16 protein-coding genes are annotated in these 17,010 nt (G+C 68.6%); 14 read left to right on the plus strand and 2 right to left on the minus strand.

The window, feature by feature from the left end; all coding sequences use genetic code 11:
• Positions 1-95 precede the first annotated feature (95 nt).
• From ACOFKX_RS13335 to ACOFKX_RS13400, 14 genes are all read left to right on the plus strand, one after another.
• A complete protein-coding gene (locus ACOFKX_RS13335; protein ID WP_419827566.1) occupies positions 96-1,058 on the plus strand; it encodes an alpha/beta hydrolase in 963 nt (320 codons plus the stop codon).
• On the plus strand, positions 1,055-1,537 hold the full coding sequence (locus ACOFKX_RS13340; RefSeq protein ID WP_419827567.1) for an RNA pyrophosphohydrolase: 483 nt from the start codon (positions 1,055-1,057) through the stop codon (positions 1,535-1,537). Before ACOFKX_RS13335 ends, ACOFKX_RS13340 begins: the two co-directional genes overlap by 4 nt.
• Positions 1,527-2,603, plus strand: coding sequence for a DUF481 domain-containing protein (locus ACOFKX_RS13345; protein WP_419827568.1), 1,077 nt, complete (start codon positions 1,527-1,529; stop codon positions 2,601-2,603). The genes ACOFKX_RS13340 and ACOFKX_RS13345 overlap by 11 nt, the downstream gene beginning before the upstream one ends.
• Before the next feature lie 45 nt (positions 2,604-2,648).
• Positions 2,649-3,848 carry a hydrolase gene (locus tag ACOFKX_RS13350; RefSeq protein WP_419827569.1) on the plus strand — a complete coding sequence of 400 codons (1,200 nt, stop codon included), beginning with the start codon at positions 2,649-2,651 and terminating at the stop codon, positions 3,846-3,848.
• On the plus strand, positions 3,845-4,858 hold the full coding sequence (locus tag ACOFKX_RS13355; RefSeq protein ID WP_419827570.1) for an arginine N-succinyltransferase: 1,014 nt from the start codon (positions 3,845-3,847) through the stop codon (positions 4,856-4,858). The genes ACOFKX_RS13350 and ACOFKX_RS13355 overlap by 4 nt, the downstream gene beginning before the upstream one ends.
• Entirely contained in the window at positions 4,845-6,104 is a 1,260-nt protein-coding gene (locus ACOFKX_RS13360; protein ID WP_419827571.1) for an N-succinylarginine dihydrolase, read from the plus strand. The genes ACOFKX_RS13355 and ACOFKX_RS13360 overlap by 14 nt, the downstream gene beginning before the upstream one ends.
• A 56-nt stretch (positions 6,105-6,160) precedes the next feature.
• Positions 6,161-6,469 carry a PilZ domain-containing protein gene (locus ACOFKX_RS13365; RefSeq protein WP_419827572.1) on the plus strand — a complete coding sequence of 103 codons (309 nt, stop codon included), beginning with the start codon at positions 6,161-6,163 and terminating at the stop codon, positions 6,467-6,469.
• A gap of 545 nt (positions 6,470-7,014) precedes the next feature.
• Entirely contained in the window at positions 7,015-7,524 is a 510-nt protein-coding gene (locus ACOFKX_RS13370; RefSeq protein WP_419827573.1) for a 2Fe-2S iron-sulfur cluster-binding protein, read from the plus strand.
• Complete coding sequence (locus tag ACOFKX_RS13375; RefSeq protein WP_419827574.1) at positions 7,521-8,501, plus strand: FAD binding domain-containing protein; 981 nt, start codon at positions 7,521-7,523, stop codon at positions 8,499-8,501. Before ACOFKX_RS13370 ends, ACOFKX_RS13375 begins: the two co-directional genes overlap by 4 nt.
• On the plus strand, positions 8,498-10,834 hold the full coding sequence (locus ACOFKX_RS13380) for a xanthine dehydrogenase family protein molybdopterin-binding subunit (protein WP_419827575.1): 2,337 nt from the start codon (positions 8,498-8,500) through the stop codon (positions 10,832-10,834). Before ACOFKX_RS13375 ends, ACOFKX_RS13380 begins: the two co-directional genes overlap by 4 nt.
• Positions 10,835-11,308: 474 nt before the next feature.
• The gene (locus ACOFKX_RS13385; RefSeq protein ID WP_419827576.1) at positions 11,309-12,082 is read left to right on the plus strand and encodes an SDR family NAD(P)-dependent oxidoreductase; all 774 of its coding nucleotides are present in this window, start codon (positions 11,309-11,311) and stop codon (positions 12,080-12,082) included.
• 59 nt (positions 12,083-12,141) lie between these two features.
• A complete protein-coding gene (locus ACOFKX_RS13390; RefSeq protein WP_419827577.1) occupies positions 12,142-13,647 on the plus strand; it encodes a phosphotransferase family protein in 1,506 nt (501 codons plus the stop codon).
• Between the two features lie 16 nt (positions 13,648-13,663).
• Positions 13,664-14,587: a DUF7064 domain-containing protein gene (locus ACOFKX_RS13395; RefSeq protein ID WP_419827578.1), complete on the plus strand. Its 924-nt coding sequence runs from the start codon at positions 13,664-13,666 to the stop codon at positions 14,585-14,587.
• A 139-nt stretch (positions 14,588-14,726) separates the two neighbouring features.
• On the plus strand, positions 14,727-15,905 hold the full coding sequence (locus ACOFKX_RS13400) for an epoxide hydrolase family protein (RefSeq protein ID WP_419827579.1): 1,179 nt from the start codon (positions 14,727-14,729) through the stop codon (positions 15,903-15,905).
• A 348-nt stretch (positions 15,906-16,253) separates the two neighbouring features.
• Here ACOFKX_RS13400 and ACOFKX_RS13405 read toward each other — a convergent pair whose 3' ends face one another.
• Positions 16,254-16,685: a type II toxin-antitoxin system VapC family toxin gene (locus ACOFKX_RS13405; protein ID WP_419827580.1), complete on the minus strand. Its 432-nt coding sequence runs from the start codon at positions 16,683-16,685 to the stop codon at positions 16,254-16,256.
• On the minus strand, positions 16,685-16,999 hold the full coding sequence (locus ACOFKX_RS13410) for a type II toxin-antitoxin system Phd/YefM family antitoxin (RefSeq protein ID WP_419827581.1): 315 nt from the start codon (positions 16,997-16,999) through the stop codon (positions 16,685-16,687). Before ACOFKX_RS13410 ends, ACOFKX_RS13405 begins: the two co-directional genes overlap by 1 nt.
• Positions 17,000-17,010: the final 11 nt, after the last annotated feature.

Consider the following 17,010-nt stretch of genomic DNA (forward strand, 5'->3'; position numbering starts at 1 on the left):
CACGCCGTCGAGCGCGCGGGGCGCGTCATCGTTCCGCCGCTCGACGCGCGCGGGGCCTGCCCGTAGAGGCGGCGCGAACCGCAGCCGGAGCCCCGATGACCGCGACCCACGATCAGATGCACCTCGTCCGGCCCGACGTCGCCAGCTTCCTCGGCTACTTGAATGCGCTGCCGGGTCCTCGCGTCCACGAGGTCTCGGCACCCGAGGCGCGCGCGCTCACCCGCGCGATGCGGGACGTCGCCGATCTGCCGGTGGGCGAGCTGGCGGTGAACCGCGAGCTGACGCTGCCCGGACCCGCCGGGCCGATCGCGCTGAGGCTGTTCGACGCGCGCGAGCAGCGGGGCGCGGGGCCGGTAATCTTGTTCCTGCACGGCGGCGGCTGGGTGTTCGGGGATCTCCATAGCTACGAATCTGTGTGCGCGGAACTCGCGCGCGCGCTCGATCTACCGGTGATGGCAGTGGATTACCGCCTCGCGCCCGAGCACCCCTTCCCCGCCGCGCCCGACGATTGCGAGGCGGCGGCGCGCTGGGTGGCGGATGCCCCGGCCGAGCTCGGCCTCCAGCCGACCGGCCTCGTGCTGGCGGGGGACAGCGCGGGCGGCAACCTGGCGATCGTCACCGCGCTCGCGCTGCGCGACGCGCCCGCGCCGCTGCCCGTGATCGCGCACTGGGCGATCTATCCCGCGACCGACCTCGCCACACCCTACCCCTCGTTCGCACAGTTCGGCGAGGGCCACTTCCTCACCACCGACATGATGCGCTGGTTCGACGCAGCCTATCGGCCCGATCGCGCGCATCCCCGCGCCTCGCCGCTCGGTGCCGACCTTGCCGGGATGCCGCCCGCGCTGGTGACGACCGCCGGGCTCGATCCGATCCGCGATCAAGGCCGCGCCTATGCCGCCAAGCTCGCGCACGCCGGCGTCGCCGTCACCTTTCGTGAGGCGGCGGGCATGATCCACGGATCGCTCAACCTGCGCCGTGCGATCCCGTCCGCCGCGTCCGATTTCCTCGCCGATTGCGCAGCTTTGAAGACGATCCTCACGGAGCTTCTGGCATGAGCGACCTTCCCTACCGCCCCGCCGCCGGTGTCATGCTGTTCAACACCGAGGGCAAGGTGTTCGTCGGCCAGCGCCTCGATTCGACGCTGGAGGCGTGGCAGATGCCGCAGGGTGGGATCGACGAAGGCGAGACGCCGGAAGCGGCCGCGCTGCGCGAACTGGAGGAGGAGACCGGCATCGCGCCGCATCTCGTCGAGATCGTCGCGCGGGCGCCGCGTGAACTCGACTACGACCTGCCGCCCGATCTCGTCGGCAAGCTGTGGAAGGGGCGCTATCGCGGCCAGCGGCAGAGCTGGTTCCTGATGCGCTTCACCGGCACCGACGCCGACGTGAACCTCCAGACGAAGCATCCTGAGTTCCGCGCGTGGAAGTGGGCGGAGCCGTCCGAGCTTCGCGACATGATCGTGCCGTTCAAGCGCACGCTGTACGAGCAGGTGGTGGCCGCGCTGGCGCCGTCCATCCCGGGATATGCCGGCTAGGCTCTTCCGCCTCCTCCTCGCGTTCGTCACGCTGGCGGCGGCCGGCGTCGCCCACGCGCAGGAGACGAGCGCGCTCGCCCGGCCCGAACCCGATGTGCCGATCCTCTACCTGGCGCCGCCGCCCGCGCCCGAGGCGCCGCCCGAGGACCAGCGGCTGGCGCTCGCGACGCTGATCCTGCCGCCGCCCCCCAGCGCCAGCGCCGTGGCGCTGCCGCCGCCCGCGCGAGCGCTGCTCGAGGAGGCGATCGACCGAGGATCGGCGGAGAGCTTCGCCGCGATCGCGGCGCTGGCGCGCGAGCGCTATCCGCAGGGCGTCGCGCAGATCGATGCGCTGGCCGCCGAGAACGACGCCAAGCGCGCCGAGCGCGCCGCCAGCGAGGCGCGCGCCAAGGCCGACGCGCTCGCAGCCGCGAGCTTCCTCGACAATTGGCGCGGGGAGATTGACCTCGGCGGCTCCTACACGCGCGGCAACACCGACGCGATCTCGATCTACGGCGCGGTGAAGCTCAACAAGGAAGGGCTGCACTGGCGCCACGCCGTCTCGGCGCGCGCCGACTACGCCAAGAGCGCGGGCACGCTGTCCACCGACAAGGACACCGCCGCGTACCAGCCGCAGTATAAGTTCGACGAGCGCTTCTACGCCTATGGCCTTGGCCAGTTCGATCGCGACGAGATCCTCGGCTTCAGCCGGCGCTTCACCGAGAGCGTCGGCGCCGGCTACACCGTGCTGCCGGGGGCCGACCTCCACCTCGATCTGGAGGCCGGGCCGGCCGTGCGCCAGACGCGTTACGCCGGCACCGCACGCTTCAACGACACGGCAGTCGGCGGCCGCGCCTCGCTCAACTTCCTGTGGAAGCCCAATGCCGCCGTCCAGTTCACGGAGAAGGCGGCGGTCTTCTTCCTGCCGAACAACAGCAACATCACCTCGACGACGGCGCTCGACACGCGGCTGTTCGGGCCGCTGCGCATCCGGCTCTCCTACAATCTCTCCTACGAGCAGGACACGCCGACCGTAGCGCGCAGCTTCGACACGATCACCACCGCCTCGATCGTGTTCGCTTTCTGAGGGTGCCGCTTTGATCGGCGGCGAAACAAACGCTAGGCATCCGCGATGGACCCCACGATCCACACGCACGCGCTCGAACGCGCCGCCGCCGCGCCCATGCTGGAGCGGACGCTGGCCTGGGGGGCGGTGAACAGCGGCACGGGCAACCTCGCGGGGCTCACGACGATGGCGGGGCTGCTCGCCGATGCGGCCGCCGCGCTGCCCGGCGAGGTGGCGCTGGTGGAGGCGGCGCCCGAGGAGATCGTCGACGGCGACGGCCGCGTGGGCTCGATCCGGCGCGGGCAGCACCTGCACGTCGCCGTGCGAACGCAGGCGCCGGTGCAGATCCTGCTCACCGGCCACATGGATACCGTCTACCCCGCCGATCATCCCTTCCAGTCGCATCGCGTGCTGCCCGATGGCCGCATCAACGGGCCGGGGCTCGCCGACATGAAGGGCGGGCTGGCGATCATGCTCGGCGCGCTGGACGGCGTGGAGGCAAGCCCGCTCCGCGAGCGCATCGGCTACGAACTGATCGTCAACTCGGACGAGGAGACCGGCTCGCACGGGTCGGCCGCGCTGATCGCGCGCGCCGCGCAGGGCAAGCGTGCGGCGCTCACCTTCGAGCCCGCGACCACGCCCGAAGGCCGGCTGGCCGGCGCTCGCCCGGGCAGCGGCAACCTCTCGATCGTGGTGGAGGGGCGAAGCGCGCACGCCGGCCGCAACCCGGAGGATGGCCGCAACGCCATCGTCGCCGCGTCCGACCTTGCGCTTCGCCTCGCGCGCGCCGCCGGCCCACGCCTCTCGGTCAACCCGGCGCGGATCGATGGCGGCGGGCCTAACAACGTGGTGCCCGCCCACGCCGTGCTGCGCGTCAACCTGCGCCCCCACACACCCGCGGACGAGGCCCGCGCGCGGGCGCTCATCGACGCGGCAGTGGCGATGGTGGCGGCCGAGCACGAGGTTGCGATCACCTGTCACGGAGGTTTCGCAAGGCCGCCCAAGCCGCTGGAGGAACAGGCCGATCGCCTTTTCGCCCTGGTGCGGGATTGTGGCCGCGAGCTCGATCTCGCGATCGACTGGGCGCCCTCTGGCGGCGTCTGCGACGGCAACAACATCGCGGCGTGCGGCGTGCCCGTGATCGACACCATGGGCGCACGCGGCGGCGCCATACACTCCGCGGAGGAATATCTGATACCCGAGAGCCTGCCCGAGCGCGCGCGCTTAGCCACCCTCGTCATGCTCAGGCTGGCGGAAGGCGCATGAGCTTCCGCATCCGCGCCAGCCGCCCCGAGGATCTCGACGCGCTCTACGAGATGGCGAAGCTGACCGGCGGCGGCTTCACCAACCTGCCGCCCGATCGCGACGCGCTGGCCGCGCGGCTCGGCCTCTCCGCCGCCGCCTTCGCCAAGGCCGAGGACGCGCCGGGCGACGACCTGTACGTGCTGATGCTGGAGGATGCCGAGACGGGCCAGGTGCGCGGCACCGCGCAGGTCTTCTCCCGGGTCGGACAGCGCTGGCCCTTCTACAGCTACCGCCTCGGCGTGCTCAGCCAGTCTAGCCGCGAGCTCGGACGCACGTTTCGCGCGGAGATGCTGAGCCTTACCACCGATCTCGAAGGATCGTCCGAGGTCGGCGGACTGTTTCTCCATCCCCGCGAGAGAGCGGGTGGGCTGGGCCAGCTCCTCGCACGCTCGCGCTACCTGTTCATCCGCCAGCACCGTTCCCGCTTCGCCGCCCGCGTCATCGCCGAGCTGCGCGGCGTCATCGACGAGGCGGGTGGCTCGCCATTCTGGGACGGGCTCGCCGGCAAGTTCTTCGGCATGGGCTTCCAGGAGGCGGACCAGTTCAACGCCGTCCACGGCAACCAGTTCATCGCCGACATGATGCCCAAACATCCCATCTACATAGCGATGTTGCCTGAGACGGCGCGCGCGGTGATGGCGCTGCCTCACCCGACGGGGCGCGCGGCGATGCGGATGCTGGAGGCGGAAGGCTTCGCGCACGAGGGCTATATCGACATCTTCGACGGCGGGCCGACGATGGGCGCCGCCACCGACGCGATCCGCACCGTGCGCGAGGCGCGCGCCGCGACGGTAACGGCGGCGGACGCGACCGACGGCGCACCGGGGCTGATCGCCGCCGGCACGCTCTCCAACTTCCGCTGCGCCCGCGCGCGCGTGGCGGCGCGCGACGGCGGCATCGCGGTAGACGCGGAGGGAGCGGCGCTGCTCGGGCTCGAACCAGGCGAGGAGGTGCTGTTTGCCGCACGTTGATACGTCGCTGGTCGAGATCAACTTCGACGGCATCGTCGGGCCCACGCATAACTATGCCGGACTCAGCCTCGGCAATCTCGCGTCCGGCCGCAACGCCGGCCAGCCCTCCTTCCCGCGCGCGGCGGCGTTGCAGGGCGTCGCCAAGATGCGCGCCAACCTCGCGCTGGGGCTGGTGCAAGGCATTTTCCTCCCCCATCCGCGCCCCGATGAGGCGTGGCTCGCCTCGCTCGGCACCGATGCCGCGACCGCCGGCGCGCTGTGGCCGGCGGCATGCTCGGCGTCGGCGATGTGGGCCGCCAACGCCGCCACCGTCTCGCCCGCACCCGACACCGCCGACGGCCGCTGCCACCTGAGCGTCGCCAACCTCGTCACCATGCCGCACCGCAGCCACGAATGGCCGGCGACGCTCGTGCAGCTCCGCCTGGCCTTCGCCGACGAGGCGGCGTTCGCGGTCCACGGCCCGGTGCCCCCGCCGTTCGGGGACGAGGGCGCCGCCAACCACATGCGTCTCGCCGAGGGTCATGGCGCGCCCGGCGTTGAGGTGTTCGTCTATGGCGAGGCGGGCGGCCCCTTCCCCGCCCGCCAGCACGAGCAGGCGAGCCGGGCGGTGGCGCGACGCCACGGCCTCGCCGACGCGATTTTCGTCCGCCAGTCCGAGCAGGCGATCGCGGCGGGCGCCTTCCACAACGACGTCGTTGCGGTCGCCAACGAGCGCGTGCTGTTCGCGCACGAACAGGCCTTCGCCGACAAGAACCGCTTCTACGCCGAGCTTCGCGAGCGGCTTCCGGCGGTGGAGATCGTCGAGGTGCCCGCCGCCGCCGTCACCCTGGGCGACGCGATCGCGAGCTACCTGTTCAACGCCCAGCTCGTCACGCTACCCGCGGGAGGCATGGCGCTGGTGCTGCCCGACGAGGCGCGGGCGCATGACGGCGTGTGGCGGTGGCTGGAGGCGCTGGTGGCGGGTAACGGGCCGATCCGGCGGCTGGTACCGGTCAATGTCCGCCAGTCGATGGCCAATGGTGGCGGCCCAGCCTGCCTGCGGCTGCGCGTCGTGTGCGACCCGGCGACGGTGGATCCTCGCTTCCTCGTCGACGGAAATCGGCTCGATCGCATCTCGGAGGTGATCGTGGATAGGTGGCCCGAGCGCGTCTCGCCTGAAGAGATCGCGACGCTCGGCGCGTGGCCCCGGGCGGTGACAGCGCGGCGCGCGCTGCTCGACGCGCTGGGCCTTGCGGAACTCGCTTAACTTCCCCTTAGCATCCCGCGGGGCAGGATGGTCGTCTAGGCTCCTGGAGGGGAACGATGGCGTCGGCTTTCGAAATGCCGGAGGACAAGCGCGACAGCCGGCGGCAGCGCCTGCTGCTGACGGCGCAGATGGATTTCGAGGACGGGACGCGCGACGTCCACCTGCTCAACATCTCGGCGACCGGCGCCAAGCTCGACTGCGAGGCGGCGCCGTCGCACGGCGAGGCGGTGACGCTGATCTGCGGAGGCCTGCGCGTCGCAGGACATGTCGCGTGGATCGACGAGATGCGCTTCGGCATCGCCTTCGATATGCCGATCGACGCCAAGCAGCTCATCGCGCGCGGGCAGCGGCACCTCCACGGCTGAAGCTTCGGCTCACGGCGGCAGGCAGGGCGCACACACCCGCGCGAGTGCCAACCCGATCAGCTCGCCCAAAGCGCCTCCAAAGGCCAGCCTTGAACCAGCGTAGAGCTGCACCATCAATCTTTATCCACGTGGCCTAGCCCGTCGGTGGATGTTGTGTTTTCTTGTTAGGCATCCCAGGCACGGCGCGGTGCCGGGAGGCCCGCTTGCAGCGCGGCGGATTAGGCCGCCTAGCGTGGTCTCGGATGCTTCAGAGATCGGCAAGGGCGTCGGATCAAAGACTGGTTTGCTGCTCCCCGGGGGAACGAGACCGTTCAACCTCGCGCCCCTCAGGTGCTCGACGGTCATGTCGGCGGCGGGGTCGAAGGCCGACAGACGGATGCCTGATCGGTCGTGTATCGTTCAGCGCACGCCGACGGCTCTCCAGAACCGGGCGTTCGACAAGCACCGCTCGTCGCCTTTGCTCCGCCAGTCGACCGCGCCGGGCTTGCCGAGCTGCAGCAGCCTTCCCACTCTGCGTAGCGGACGCGCGGCGCTAAGGATCCGGCATGCAATTCACCGTCAATGGCGCTTCGGTCGAGGCGTCGGCAGATATCCGAACCTCCCTTCTCGACCTGCTTCGCGAACATCTCCACCTCACGGGCACCAAGAAGGGCTGCAACCAGGGTGCTTGCGGGGCGTGCACGGTGCTGGTCGACGGCGTGCGGATCAACTCGTGCCTCGCGCTGGCGGTGCAGTATGAAGGCCGGGAGATCACCACGATCGAGGGGGTCGGGACGCCCGAAGCGCCTCATCCCCTCCAGGCCGCGTTCATCGAGCATGACGGTTTCCAATGCGGTTACTGCACGCCCGGGCAGATCTGCTCCGCACTCGGTGCGGCGGCGGAGTGGCAGCGCGGCGTACCGAGTGCGGTCACGGCCGACCTACGCGAGGATCGCATCCGCATCGACCATGACGAGTTGCGCGAGCGAATGAGCGGGAATCTCTGCCGCTGCGGCGCTTATAACGGCATCGTCGACGCCATTCGGGAAACGCTGATCGTGGAGTCGGCGGCATGATCGAGTTCAGCTATGCCCGCGCCGATGACGCCCCCTCCGCGCTCGGCCTCTTCTCGCCCGGTGCGAAATATCTCGGTGGCGGCACCAATCTCGTCGACCTGATGCGCGAGACGATCGAGGCGCCCACCGCGCTGGTCGACGTCGCCGCGCTGCCCGGCGGCATCGAGGAGACGGACGGCGGCGGGCTGCGCATCGGCGCGGCGGTCAAGAACACCGCGCTCGCCGAGCATCCCCTGGTACGTGCCCGTTACCCGATGCTCAGCCGCGCGATCCTGACCGGCGCGTCCGGTCAGATCCGCAACATGGCGAGCGTCGCCGGCAACATCCTCCAGCGCACCCGCTGCTACTATTTCTACGACGACACGGCGCGCTGCAACAAGCGGGCGCGCGGGGCCGGTTGCGACGCGATCGACGGCTTCAACCGCATCCACGCCATCCTCGGCGCGTCGCCCGACTGCGTCGCCACGCACCCGTCCGACATGTGCGTGGCGCTGGTCGCGCTCGACGCCGTCGTCCACCTGGATGGGCCGGACGGGGCGCGCTCGCTGCCGCTCGCCGAGCTGCACCGGCTGCCTGGCGGCACGCCCGACATCGAGACCGAACTCGCGCCGGGCGAGCTCATCACGGCGGTCGAGCTGCCACCGCTGCCGTTCGCGGCGCGCTCCGAATATCGCAAGGTTCGTGATCGCGCCTCCTACGCCTTCGCGCTGGTCTCGGTGGCGGCCGCGCTCGACGTTGACGGTGGTACGATCCGCGACGCGCGGCTCGCGCTCGGCGGCGTCGCGCACAAGCCTTGGCGCGCGCATGCGGCCGAAGCGGTGTTGAAGGGCCAGCCGGTCACGCCCGAGCTGTTCCGCGACGCCGCCGAGGCGGAGCTGAGGGACGCGGCTCCGCTCGGCGGCAACGCCTTCAAGGTGGAGCTTGCGAAGCGCACGATCGCGGCCGTCCTGGGTACGTTGGCGGGAGCAGACGCATGAGCATGGTTCCCGAGATCAAGAACGCCGTGCAGGGTGTCGTGCAGGCGGTCACCAAGAAGGCCGTCGAGATCGCGCCGGACAGCTGGATGCCGGGCGGCAGGCCCGATCACCTCATTCGCGAGAAGCACGGCCTGATCGGCACGCCCGTCTCGCGGCTCGACGGACCGGTGAAAGTGGCAGGTCAGGCGAGGTTCGCCGCCGAGTTCGCGATGGACGGCATGGTCTATACAGGCCTCGCTTTCAGCTCGATCGCCAAGGGGCGGATCGCGTCGCTCGACACGGCGGCTGCGGAGACGGCGCCCGGCGTGGTGCTCGTGATGACCTACCGCAACGCGCCGCGTATGGCGGCCACGCCGCTGCTGATGACGGCCTCGAAGGCTGGCGGGTCCGACGACCTGCCGGTGATGCAGGACAACCGCATCCACTGGAACGGCCAGCCGATCGCGTTGGTGCTCGCCGAGACGCAGGAACAGGCCGATCACGCCGCGACGCTTGTCCGCGTCACCTACGAGGCCGAAACCGCCGAGGTCGATTTCGGCAGGACCAAGGCGGCGCATACCGAGCCCGCCCTGTTCATGGGCGAGCCGATGCACGCGGAGATCGGCGACGCGGAAGCGGCGCTCGCGGGTGCCGCGGTTTCCGTCGACGCGACGTACCGGACGCCGCGGCACAACCACAACGCGATCGAGCCGCACGCGGCGACCATGGCGTGGCAAGGCGACGAGCTCATCGTGCACGACGCGTCGCAGCTCGTCGCGCACACCGCCTGGACGCTCGCGCAGGTGTTCGGCGTCGAGGAGACGCAGGTCCACGTCACCTCCCCGTACGTCGGCGGCGGGTTCGGCGGCAAGTGCATGTGGCAGCATCATGTGCTCGGCGCCGCCGCTGCCAAGATGGCAGGCCGCCCGGTGCGGATCGCGCTCTCTCGCGAGGCGGTCTACCGGCTCGTCGGCGGCCGCACGCTGACCGAGCAGCGCGTCGCGCTCGGCGCCGACGCGGACGGCCACTTCAAGGCGATCATCCACACCGGCACCGTCGCGATGGCGCGGCACAACAACATGCCGGAACCGTTCATCCTGCCGACGATGAGCGCCTATGCGTCCGAGAGCATCACGCTCGATATTCAGACGACCAAGCTCGACATGCTCGCCAACACCTTCATGCGCGCGCCGGGCGAATCTGTCGGCACCTTCGCCATCGAGAGCGCGGTCGACGAGCTGGCGGCGGCGCTCGCAATGGATCCGATCGAGCTGCGCATCCTCAACGAGCCCGAGAAGGATCCGCTGAGCGGCATCGATTTCTCGTCGCGGAACATCGTCGAGGCCTGGCGCGAGGGTGCCGAGCGCTTCGGCTGGGCGGAGCGTAACTCCACTCCGCGCGCGACGCGCGACGGCGAGTGGCTGGTCGGCATGGGTTGCGCGAAGGCCACCTACCCCTACCATCGCATGCCCGGCGGCGCGGCGCGGATCACGCTCGGCAAGGATGGCCGCGCACTGGTCGAGGTAGCAGCGCACGAGATGGGCATGGGCACCAGCACCACCCAAACGATGGTGAGCGCCGCCCGGCTCGGGCTCCGGCCGGACCAGGTGACGTTCGCGTACGGCGATTCGTTCCTGCCCGGCGTCATCCTCGCCGGCGGCTCGCAGCAGACCGCGTCGATCGGGATCTCGGTGATGGCGGCGGAGCGCGCGCTGGTCGCCGAGCTCATCAAGCTCGCCGGCAACGACTCCCCCATCGCCGGCCTCAAGCCCCACGAGGTCGTGGGCCTGGACGGCGGCCTCGCCAAGCTCGACGAGCCCGAACGGCATGAGAGCTACGCCTCGATCCTCACGCGCGCCGGGCGCGACGAGATCGTCGCCGAAGGGGAAGCACCGCCGCCGCTCGAGGTGCAGCACTGGTCGATGCACTCGCACGGCGCCATCTTCTGCGAAGTCGCCGTCAACGCCGTCACCGGCGAGCCACGCGTGCGGCGGCTGCTCGGATCGTTCGACTGCGGGCGCATCCTCAATCCGAAGACGGCGATGAGCCAGTTTCGGGGCGGCATGATCATGGGCCTTGGCCTGGCGCTCACCGAAGAGACGATGTTCGACGAGCGTTCGGGTCGGATCATGAACCCCAGCCTTGCCGAATATCACGTCCCCGTGCACCTCGACGTGCCGGAGATCGACGTGATCTGGACCGACATCCCCGATCCGCACGCGCCGATGGGTGCGCGGGGCATCGGCGAGATCGGCATCACCGGCGTCAGCGCGGCGGTGGCCAACGCGATCTACAACGCGACGGGGAAACGCATCCGCGAGGCGCCGATCACGCTCGACAAGCTCCTGGACTGAAGCAGGTTTAACCTTCCACAAGAGCAGGTGGATCCGATTACCGCAGCATTGCCTTGAGCGCGCTTCTCGGGCGGCAAGCGGGCGCCTCTTCCCCACGCTGAAGGCTCAGCCCTCCGCCAGCGGCACGGGGCACCCCCACGACCGCCCCAGGAACCTGGGGGTGCACGTGAAAAGGCCAACACGATCGCCGACGGACGCACCCGCCCGTTGATCACGGGCTCCGGTGCAAGCCGAACCGTAGATCGCCCGAAGCCGGCTTCCACCGAGACGGCGAGCATCCCTCACGAACGCCGGCCGGCACTCTGTTTTCTCTGACATCCTCACGATCCTCCACCCTCAGGTCGGAGGATCGGCAGACGCAAGTCGAAGTGCTGCATACTGCCGAGTAGCTTGAGTTCAAGGTCTGCCTCGCCTATCCGGCGGGGCATTGCATGCTTACTAGCCGAGTGAGTCCGCCGTCAGATGATGTCTCCCGTGATTCACTCCGAAGCTCCTCTCTTTCCGAACGGCGCCGCCGTTGTCATCGGCGGGAGCGGCGGCATAGGGCGGGAGATCTGCCTCCGGCTCGCGCAGAACGGCACCGACGTGGCGCTCAGCTACGGCGCCAATCAGGCGGCCGCCGCCGAAGTGGTACGCGCCATCGAGGAAGCCGGGCGCCAAGCGACCGCACAGGCGTTGCGGCTCGAGGACGCCGACAACGTCGCCGCCTTCCTGGAAGCGGCTGGCGAGCGTTTTGGCCGTATCCACACCATCGTCTGTGCGAGCGGCGCGGATATCTCGATGGTATATGTCAGCCAGGTCGATGGCGCCGAGTGGAAGCGCACCATTGACCGCGATCTGAACGGCTTCTTCCACGTGGTTCAGGCGGGGCTGCCGCATCTGCGCCGCGGCGGCGGATCTTTCGTGGCGATGACCTCGGCCGCGGTCGCCCGGCATGCACCCAAGGACATCCTCTCGATCGCGCCGAAGGCGGGCATCGAAGCGCTGGTGCGCGCGGTCGCCCGCGAAGAGGGCCGCTTCGGCATCCGCGCCAATTCGATCGCGCTCGGCGTCATCGATACGGGCCTCTTCCACCGCCTGGAGGCACGCGTCGACGCCCGCTTCGTTGAGGCTATGAAGCGCAACGCTGCGCTGCAGCGCTTCGGCTCGGCTCGCGAGGCAGCGGACGCGGCGGTGTTCCTCGCCTCGTCTGCGGCGGGGTTCATCACCGGTACGAGCCTCGCCGTCGACGGTGGGTTTTCAATCTAGTGGAGGCGCGATCCGAGCGTCCGGGCGGCGAAGCCGTAGTCGAGGGGGAGAGACGACAGGTGCAAGACACGGAGTTCGGTGCGGGCGAGCATCGCGCCGACCAACCCGGAACGATCCCGCGTTCGTTCCGGCTGCTGCGTATCGTTCGCGAGAGCGTGGCGGAGAGTCTGCTCCCCGAGCTTCAATCGGACGGCGCGCGCGACGTGGCCAAGCGCATCGACATGGTGCTCGCAGACCTGATCGTGCGGGAAGAGCGCACGCCCGCGCTCCTCGTCGAGCAGATCAAGACGGGTGAGGCGCTCGTGCGCCAGGGCCGCATGGTCGTGGGCGAGCAGGCGCCCATCCAGGCGGACGCCGGCGAGAGCTCGACCGAGCAGAGCTTCGCGATCCTCTCGGATCGGCGGGGCAGGATCGCCGCCGCGCTTGAGGCGCTGATCGAACGCAGCAGCCTGCTCGCGAGCGGATCGGCGCGCGCGTTCGAGGATGCCGCAGCCGCCTGGGAGCGGTCCTTCCTCGATCAGCAGACCGCCCCGCCGGACGAGATGAAGGCCGAGGTGGCTCCTCTGCCGCCCGTGACGGCGAGTGCCTTCCAGGCTTATCTCGCCGAGACGGATTTTCTTCCCGGCTCGTCGACCGTGAAATCAGTCGAAACGGTGGCGGGCGGCTATTCCAAGGGGATCTTCCGTTTCGCCGTCGAGAACAGCGAACTCGGGCCGATGGCGCTGGTCATGCGCCGCAACCAGGGAGAGCCGATCGACCCGACCGGCTGCTTCCTTCAAGATGTCGAGTTCACGATCACCAGGGCGCTGCACCGCGCCGGTGTACGGCTGCCCCGCCCCTGGCACTTCGAGCCGGCGGGGGGCCGTTTCGGTGGCGAGGTGACGATCATGGATCATGCGCCGGGCCGGCTCTATGGCGACGTGCTGTCGGCCGCACCGGACCTGTCGGACGAGATGCTCCGCGATCTCGCCTCGGTTCTCGCCCACCTGCATCGCCTAAGGCTTACCGATCTCGAGCCGGAGATTTCGGTTCTACAGGCCGGCGAAACGGTCGAGACGATCGCGCAGGCCAACCACGCCATGCTCGACCATCACGAGCGGTATTGGCGGAAAAACCGCTTGGTGCCTTCGCCGCTCGTCGCGCGCGCCTTCGGTTGGCTGCGGCGCCATCTGCCTACGAACGACGGGCCGGTGCGCGTGATCCATGGCGATTATGGGCTCAACAACATCCTCTTCGACAAGGGCCGGGTAAGCGCGGTACTCGACTGGGAGACCTGCCAGCTCGGCGACCCGGCTTATGAGCTCGCCTACCTGCGCGCCCCTCTGGAGACCCGCTCGCTGTGGGAGCCGTTCCTGGCCGCCTATCGCGAGGCCGGCGGGCAGCCAGCGACCGAAGAGAGCCTCGCTTTCCACCGTGCCGCGCGCTGGCTGCGCAACGCGGCGTTCAGCACCGTCTCCTCGGGCCGTTTCGATGCGGGCACCTGGAACAGCCTGCCCGTCGCGACGCTCGCGGTATCCGTACGCCCGGCCTTCATGAAACGTGCCGACGATTTCGCCCGCGACTGATGAACGGAGAGCATGCATGACGAGCATCACCGATATCGACGACCACAATCATGAGCCCGAAGACGGCGCTTCGGTCGATTGGCAGGAATCCTTCTGCCTCGCTTGGTATGATCCCGTGCAGCGGATCGGCGGCTTTCAGCATACCGGGATGCAGCGCGTGCGCGGCATAGCCGATGCATGGTGCTGGATCACCCACGAAGGCCGAGCGGTGGAGAAGTACCACAACAACAAGCTTCCGCTGCCCGAGGCCGATTACAGCGACATCACGATCGGGCCAATCCAGTTGCGCTCGGAGCAACCGCTCACCCACCGGCGGTTGATGGTCGAGCACGGGCGCGTGCGCGCCGATCTGCGCTACGCCGCGAGGGGCGAGACGGTGGGCCTGTCCTATGATGTCGGCGGTTCCTCGATGGGGCGCGGTCATTGGGAGAATTTCGGGCGCGTCGCCGGCACCGTGACGATCGACGGCACCGATTACGCGATCGACGCCGCCGCCTTTCAGGATCGCAGCTGGGGAACGCGCGACTGGGGCAGCATCCTGACCTATCGCTGGAACTGGGCGACGTTTGGCGACGATCTGATCTTCTCGATCTACCGCGTCGTGGGCCGCGACGGCACGCAGGCCATGGGTCATGTCTTTGACCGCGGCACTTGGCACCAGGTCCGGTCGGTCGACTTCGCGATCGAGATGGCAAGCGACGGCGTCAGCCCGCTGGGCTCGATCGCCACGGTATGGCTTGACGACGGCACCGGCTATCGCCTGCGCGGCCGGTGCGACGGATCCAGCGTGCAGACCCAACGGGACGGCTACATGATGTGCAATGCCTGCACCAACTACGAGCTGGGCGGCCGGCTCGGTACGGGCTTCATCGAAGTAAGCGAACTCAAGCAGCCGACCAGCCCGGAAATTGCCCGCCAGCTCGCCGAGGCGGCGCACTGACGCCGCCGCACGGCTGATCCGATGCGGTCTGGTCGCCCGCGCCGGTCGCTTGAACGCGCGCGTGATCGGACGGCTTCGGGGAACGACGGTCGGCACGGGCCCGGAGTGCGGCACGTAGAGGATGAGAAGGGCGGTCGACGTGCATCTCGAACCGTTTCAAGTCGCGATCCCCGACGACGCGATCGACGATCTCCACCGACGGATCGACGCGACACGCTGGCCCGACCGACTGGAAGACGTCGCCTGGGAGCATGGCACCGAACTCGGCTATCTGCGGGACTTGATCGGTTACTGGCGCAACGGGTTCGACTGGCGCCGGTACGAGGCTCGGATCAACACGCACCCTCAGTTCATCGCGCATTTCGACGGACTGGCGACGCACATGATCCATGCACGGTCGCCGCATGCGCACGCCACTCCGTTGCTGCTGATGCACGGCTGGCCGGGCTCGATCGTCGAGTTCCTCGAGGTCATTCCCCGGCTTACCGAGCCGGAACGCTTTGGCGGCAGCGCGAAGGACGCCTGCCATGTGGTCTGCCCGTCCCTGCCCGGCTACGGCTTCTCGCAAGCTCCGCAGCACCGTGGCATGGGACCGAAGCAGGTGGCCGAGCGCCACCTTAAGCTGATGCGGAACATCGGCTACGAACGCTTCTTCGCGCAGGGCGGCGACTGGGGAGCGATCATCGCGCGCTTCCTGCCTGAATTGGCTGGCGACCGGCTGCTCGGCCTGCACCTCAACCTGGTCACGCCCGATGCTCCCGCGGGCCTTGATGATGCTGAGGCTCTTTGCACGCGGGAGGAGCGTGCGCTGCTCGCGCGGCAGGAGGCGGCTAAGTTCGACAAGCTGGGCTACGCGCATGTCCAGGGGACCCGCCCGCAGACGGTTGGCTACGGGCTGTCGGACTCGCCGGTCGGCCTGTGCGCCTGGATCACCGAGAAGTTCCACGCCTGGTCCGATCACAATGGCGACCTGCGCGATGCGATCAGCTGGGACGATCTTCTCGGCAACGTCTCAATCTACTGGTTCACCAACAGCATCGCCTCCTCGATGCGGCTGTACCGAGAGGCTTATGACAGCTTCGCGCGCGGCGAGTTTCCCCGGCCCGGAGCGGTCCAGCCGCTCGGCGTTGCGATCTACCCCGCCGAGATGTTTCGCGCGCCGAAGGCGTGGATCGAGCACGATCATCATCTGATCCATTGGTTCGAGGCCGATCGTGGCGGTCACTTTGCGGCTCTGGAGCAGCCCGCAATCTTCGCACAGGACGTGCTCGCGTTCAGCGCCGCGCTTCATGCCGGCGACCGCCACAACGACGCATGAGCCAATCCCGGCTCTCACCAGCCTGCGCGTTGACGCCGGTCAGGTCGGCGGATGGCGGAGATGCCATTCGGTGACCTGCTGGAATGCATGCCCGGCGCGCAGGAGAAGAGCTTTCTCCAACGGTCGCGCGACGAGTTGATTCAAAACAGGATCAAAACGCAACTGCAATGCTATTGGGCATTACGGTGGGCAGCACAGGTTCCAACTACCCTAACTCTCTGCAAATTCGCAACATCTGGCGGAGAGGGTGTCCGCAAGGGGAAAGTATAACCTACTTAGATTGTTCGGCTTTTTAGCTTATCGGCCGAAAGTCTCTCCCACATTTACCCCACACTTGTGCTTTTCGGGCTACATTTCCGTGCCCGTTTGCCACGGATCGAGCAGCGCCAAATCGAGGCCTGAAAAGTCCGGGACGTTGCGGGTCACCACGGTCATTCCATGGACGAACGCCGTCGCCGCGATGAGCGCATCGCGCTCCGAGCGTGGGTCCGGAACGTGCATCCGCGCGCACCGCCGAGCGACTTCTACGTCGACCGGGAGGATGCGGCCTTCGAATGCGGGCAAGACGCTTTGGTCGAGCCAGGCGCGCAGAACCTTGCCCTGAGCCGGGTCGCGCCGTTCGATCAGCAGGACGCCTAGCTCAACCTCCAGCACGGTGATTGCCGATAGGAACAGGCTGCCGACGGCGATCGGCTGCGCCCAGGCGACGACGTTCGGGTCCGCTTTGCCGCTCTTCGCCTTGCGCAGCTCTGATACGACGTTCGTATCGAGTAGGTACATCAGTACAAGTCGGCAGGTCGGAAGAGCTCGCCGGACAGGCGCGGCACCTCAAAGTCGATCGCGTCGTGCTCATCCGCCGAGAGCAGGTCGACGATGCTCGCGCCCTTCCCGATCAGCTTCTGATAGTCCTCGATGCTCATGAGGACGTGCGCAGGTCTGCCGCGATCGGTGATGAAGACCGGACCGCCCGCGGTCGCCTTCTTCGCCCGGCTGGCATCCTGATTGAACTCGCGACTGGACAGCGTCGTCGATCCCACAGTCCGACCCTCCGATGATGTAGAAACATATCTACTTGCGACGGCGCCGAACTTCAACCACCATGGCG

This window comes from Sphingomonas sp., assembly GCF_965200105.1.
In the GTDB taxonomy this organism is placed as follows: domain Bacteria; phylum Pseudomonadota; class Alphaproteobacteria; order Sphingomonadales; family Sphingomonadaceae; genus Solisphingomonas.

Excerpts from the sequence above, each read along its gene's own strand:
- ACOFKX_RS13395 (WP_419827578.1), top strand. The coding sequence starts at position 13,664 with ATGACGAGCATCACCGATATCGACGACCACAATCATGAGCCCGAAGAC.
- ACOFKX_RS13405 (WP_419827580.1), bottom strand. The coding sequence starts at position 16,685 with ATGTACCTACTCGATACGAACGTCGTATCAGAGCTGCGCAAGGCGAAG.
- ACOFKX_RS13350 (WP_419827569.1), top strand. The coding sequence starts at position 2,649 with ATGGACCCCACGATCCACACGCACGCGCTCGAACGCGCCGCCGCCGCG.
- ACOFKX_RS13345 (WP_419827568.1), top strand. The coding sequence starts at position 1,527 with ATGCCGGCTAGGCTCTTCCGCCTCCTCCTCGCGTTCGTCACGCTGGCG.
- ACOFKX_RS13370 (WP_419827573.1), top strand. The coding sequence starts at position 7,015 with ATGCAATTCACCGTCAATGGCGCTTCGGTCGAGGCGTCGGCAGATATC.
- ACOFKX_RS13375 (WP_419827574.1), top strand. The coding sequence starts at position 7,521 with ATGATCGAGTTCAGCTATGCCCGCGCCGATGACGCCCCCTCCGCGCTC.
- ACOFKX_RS13365 (WP_419827572.1), top strand. The coding sequence starts at position 6,161 with ATGGCGTCGGCTTTCGAAATGCCGGAGGACAAGCGCGACAGCCGGCGG.
- ACOFKX_RS13335 (WP_419827566.1), top strand. The coding sequence starts at position 96 with ATGACCGCGACCCACGATCAGATGCACCTCGTCCGGCCCGACGTCGCC.
- ACOFKX_RS13355 (WP_419827570.1), top strand. The coding sequence starts at position 3,845 with ATGAGCTTCCGCATCCGCGCCAGCCGCCCCGAGGATCTCGACGCGCTC.
- ACOFKX_RS13380 (WP_419827575.1), top strand. The coding sequence starts at position 8,498 with ATGAGCATGGTTCCCGAGATCAAGAACGCCGTGCAGGGTGTCGTGCAG.
- ACOFKX_RS13340 (WP_419827567.1), top strand. The coding sequence starts at position 1,055 with ATGAGCGACCTTCCCTACCGCCCCGCCGCCGGTGTCATGCTGTTCAAC.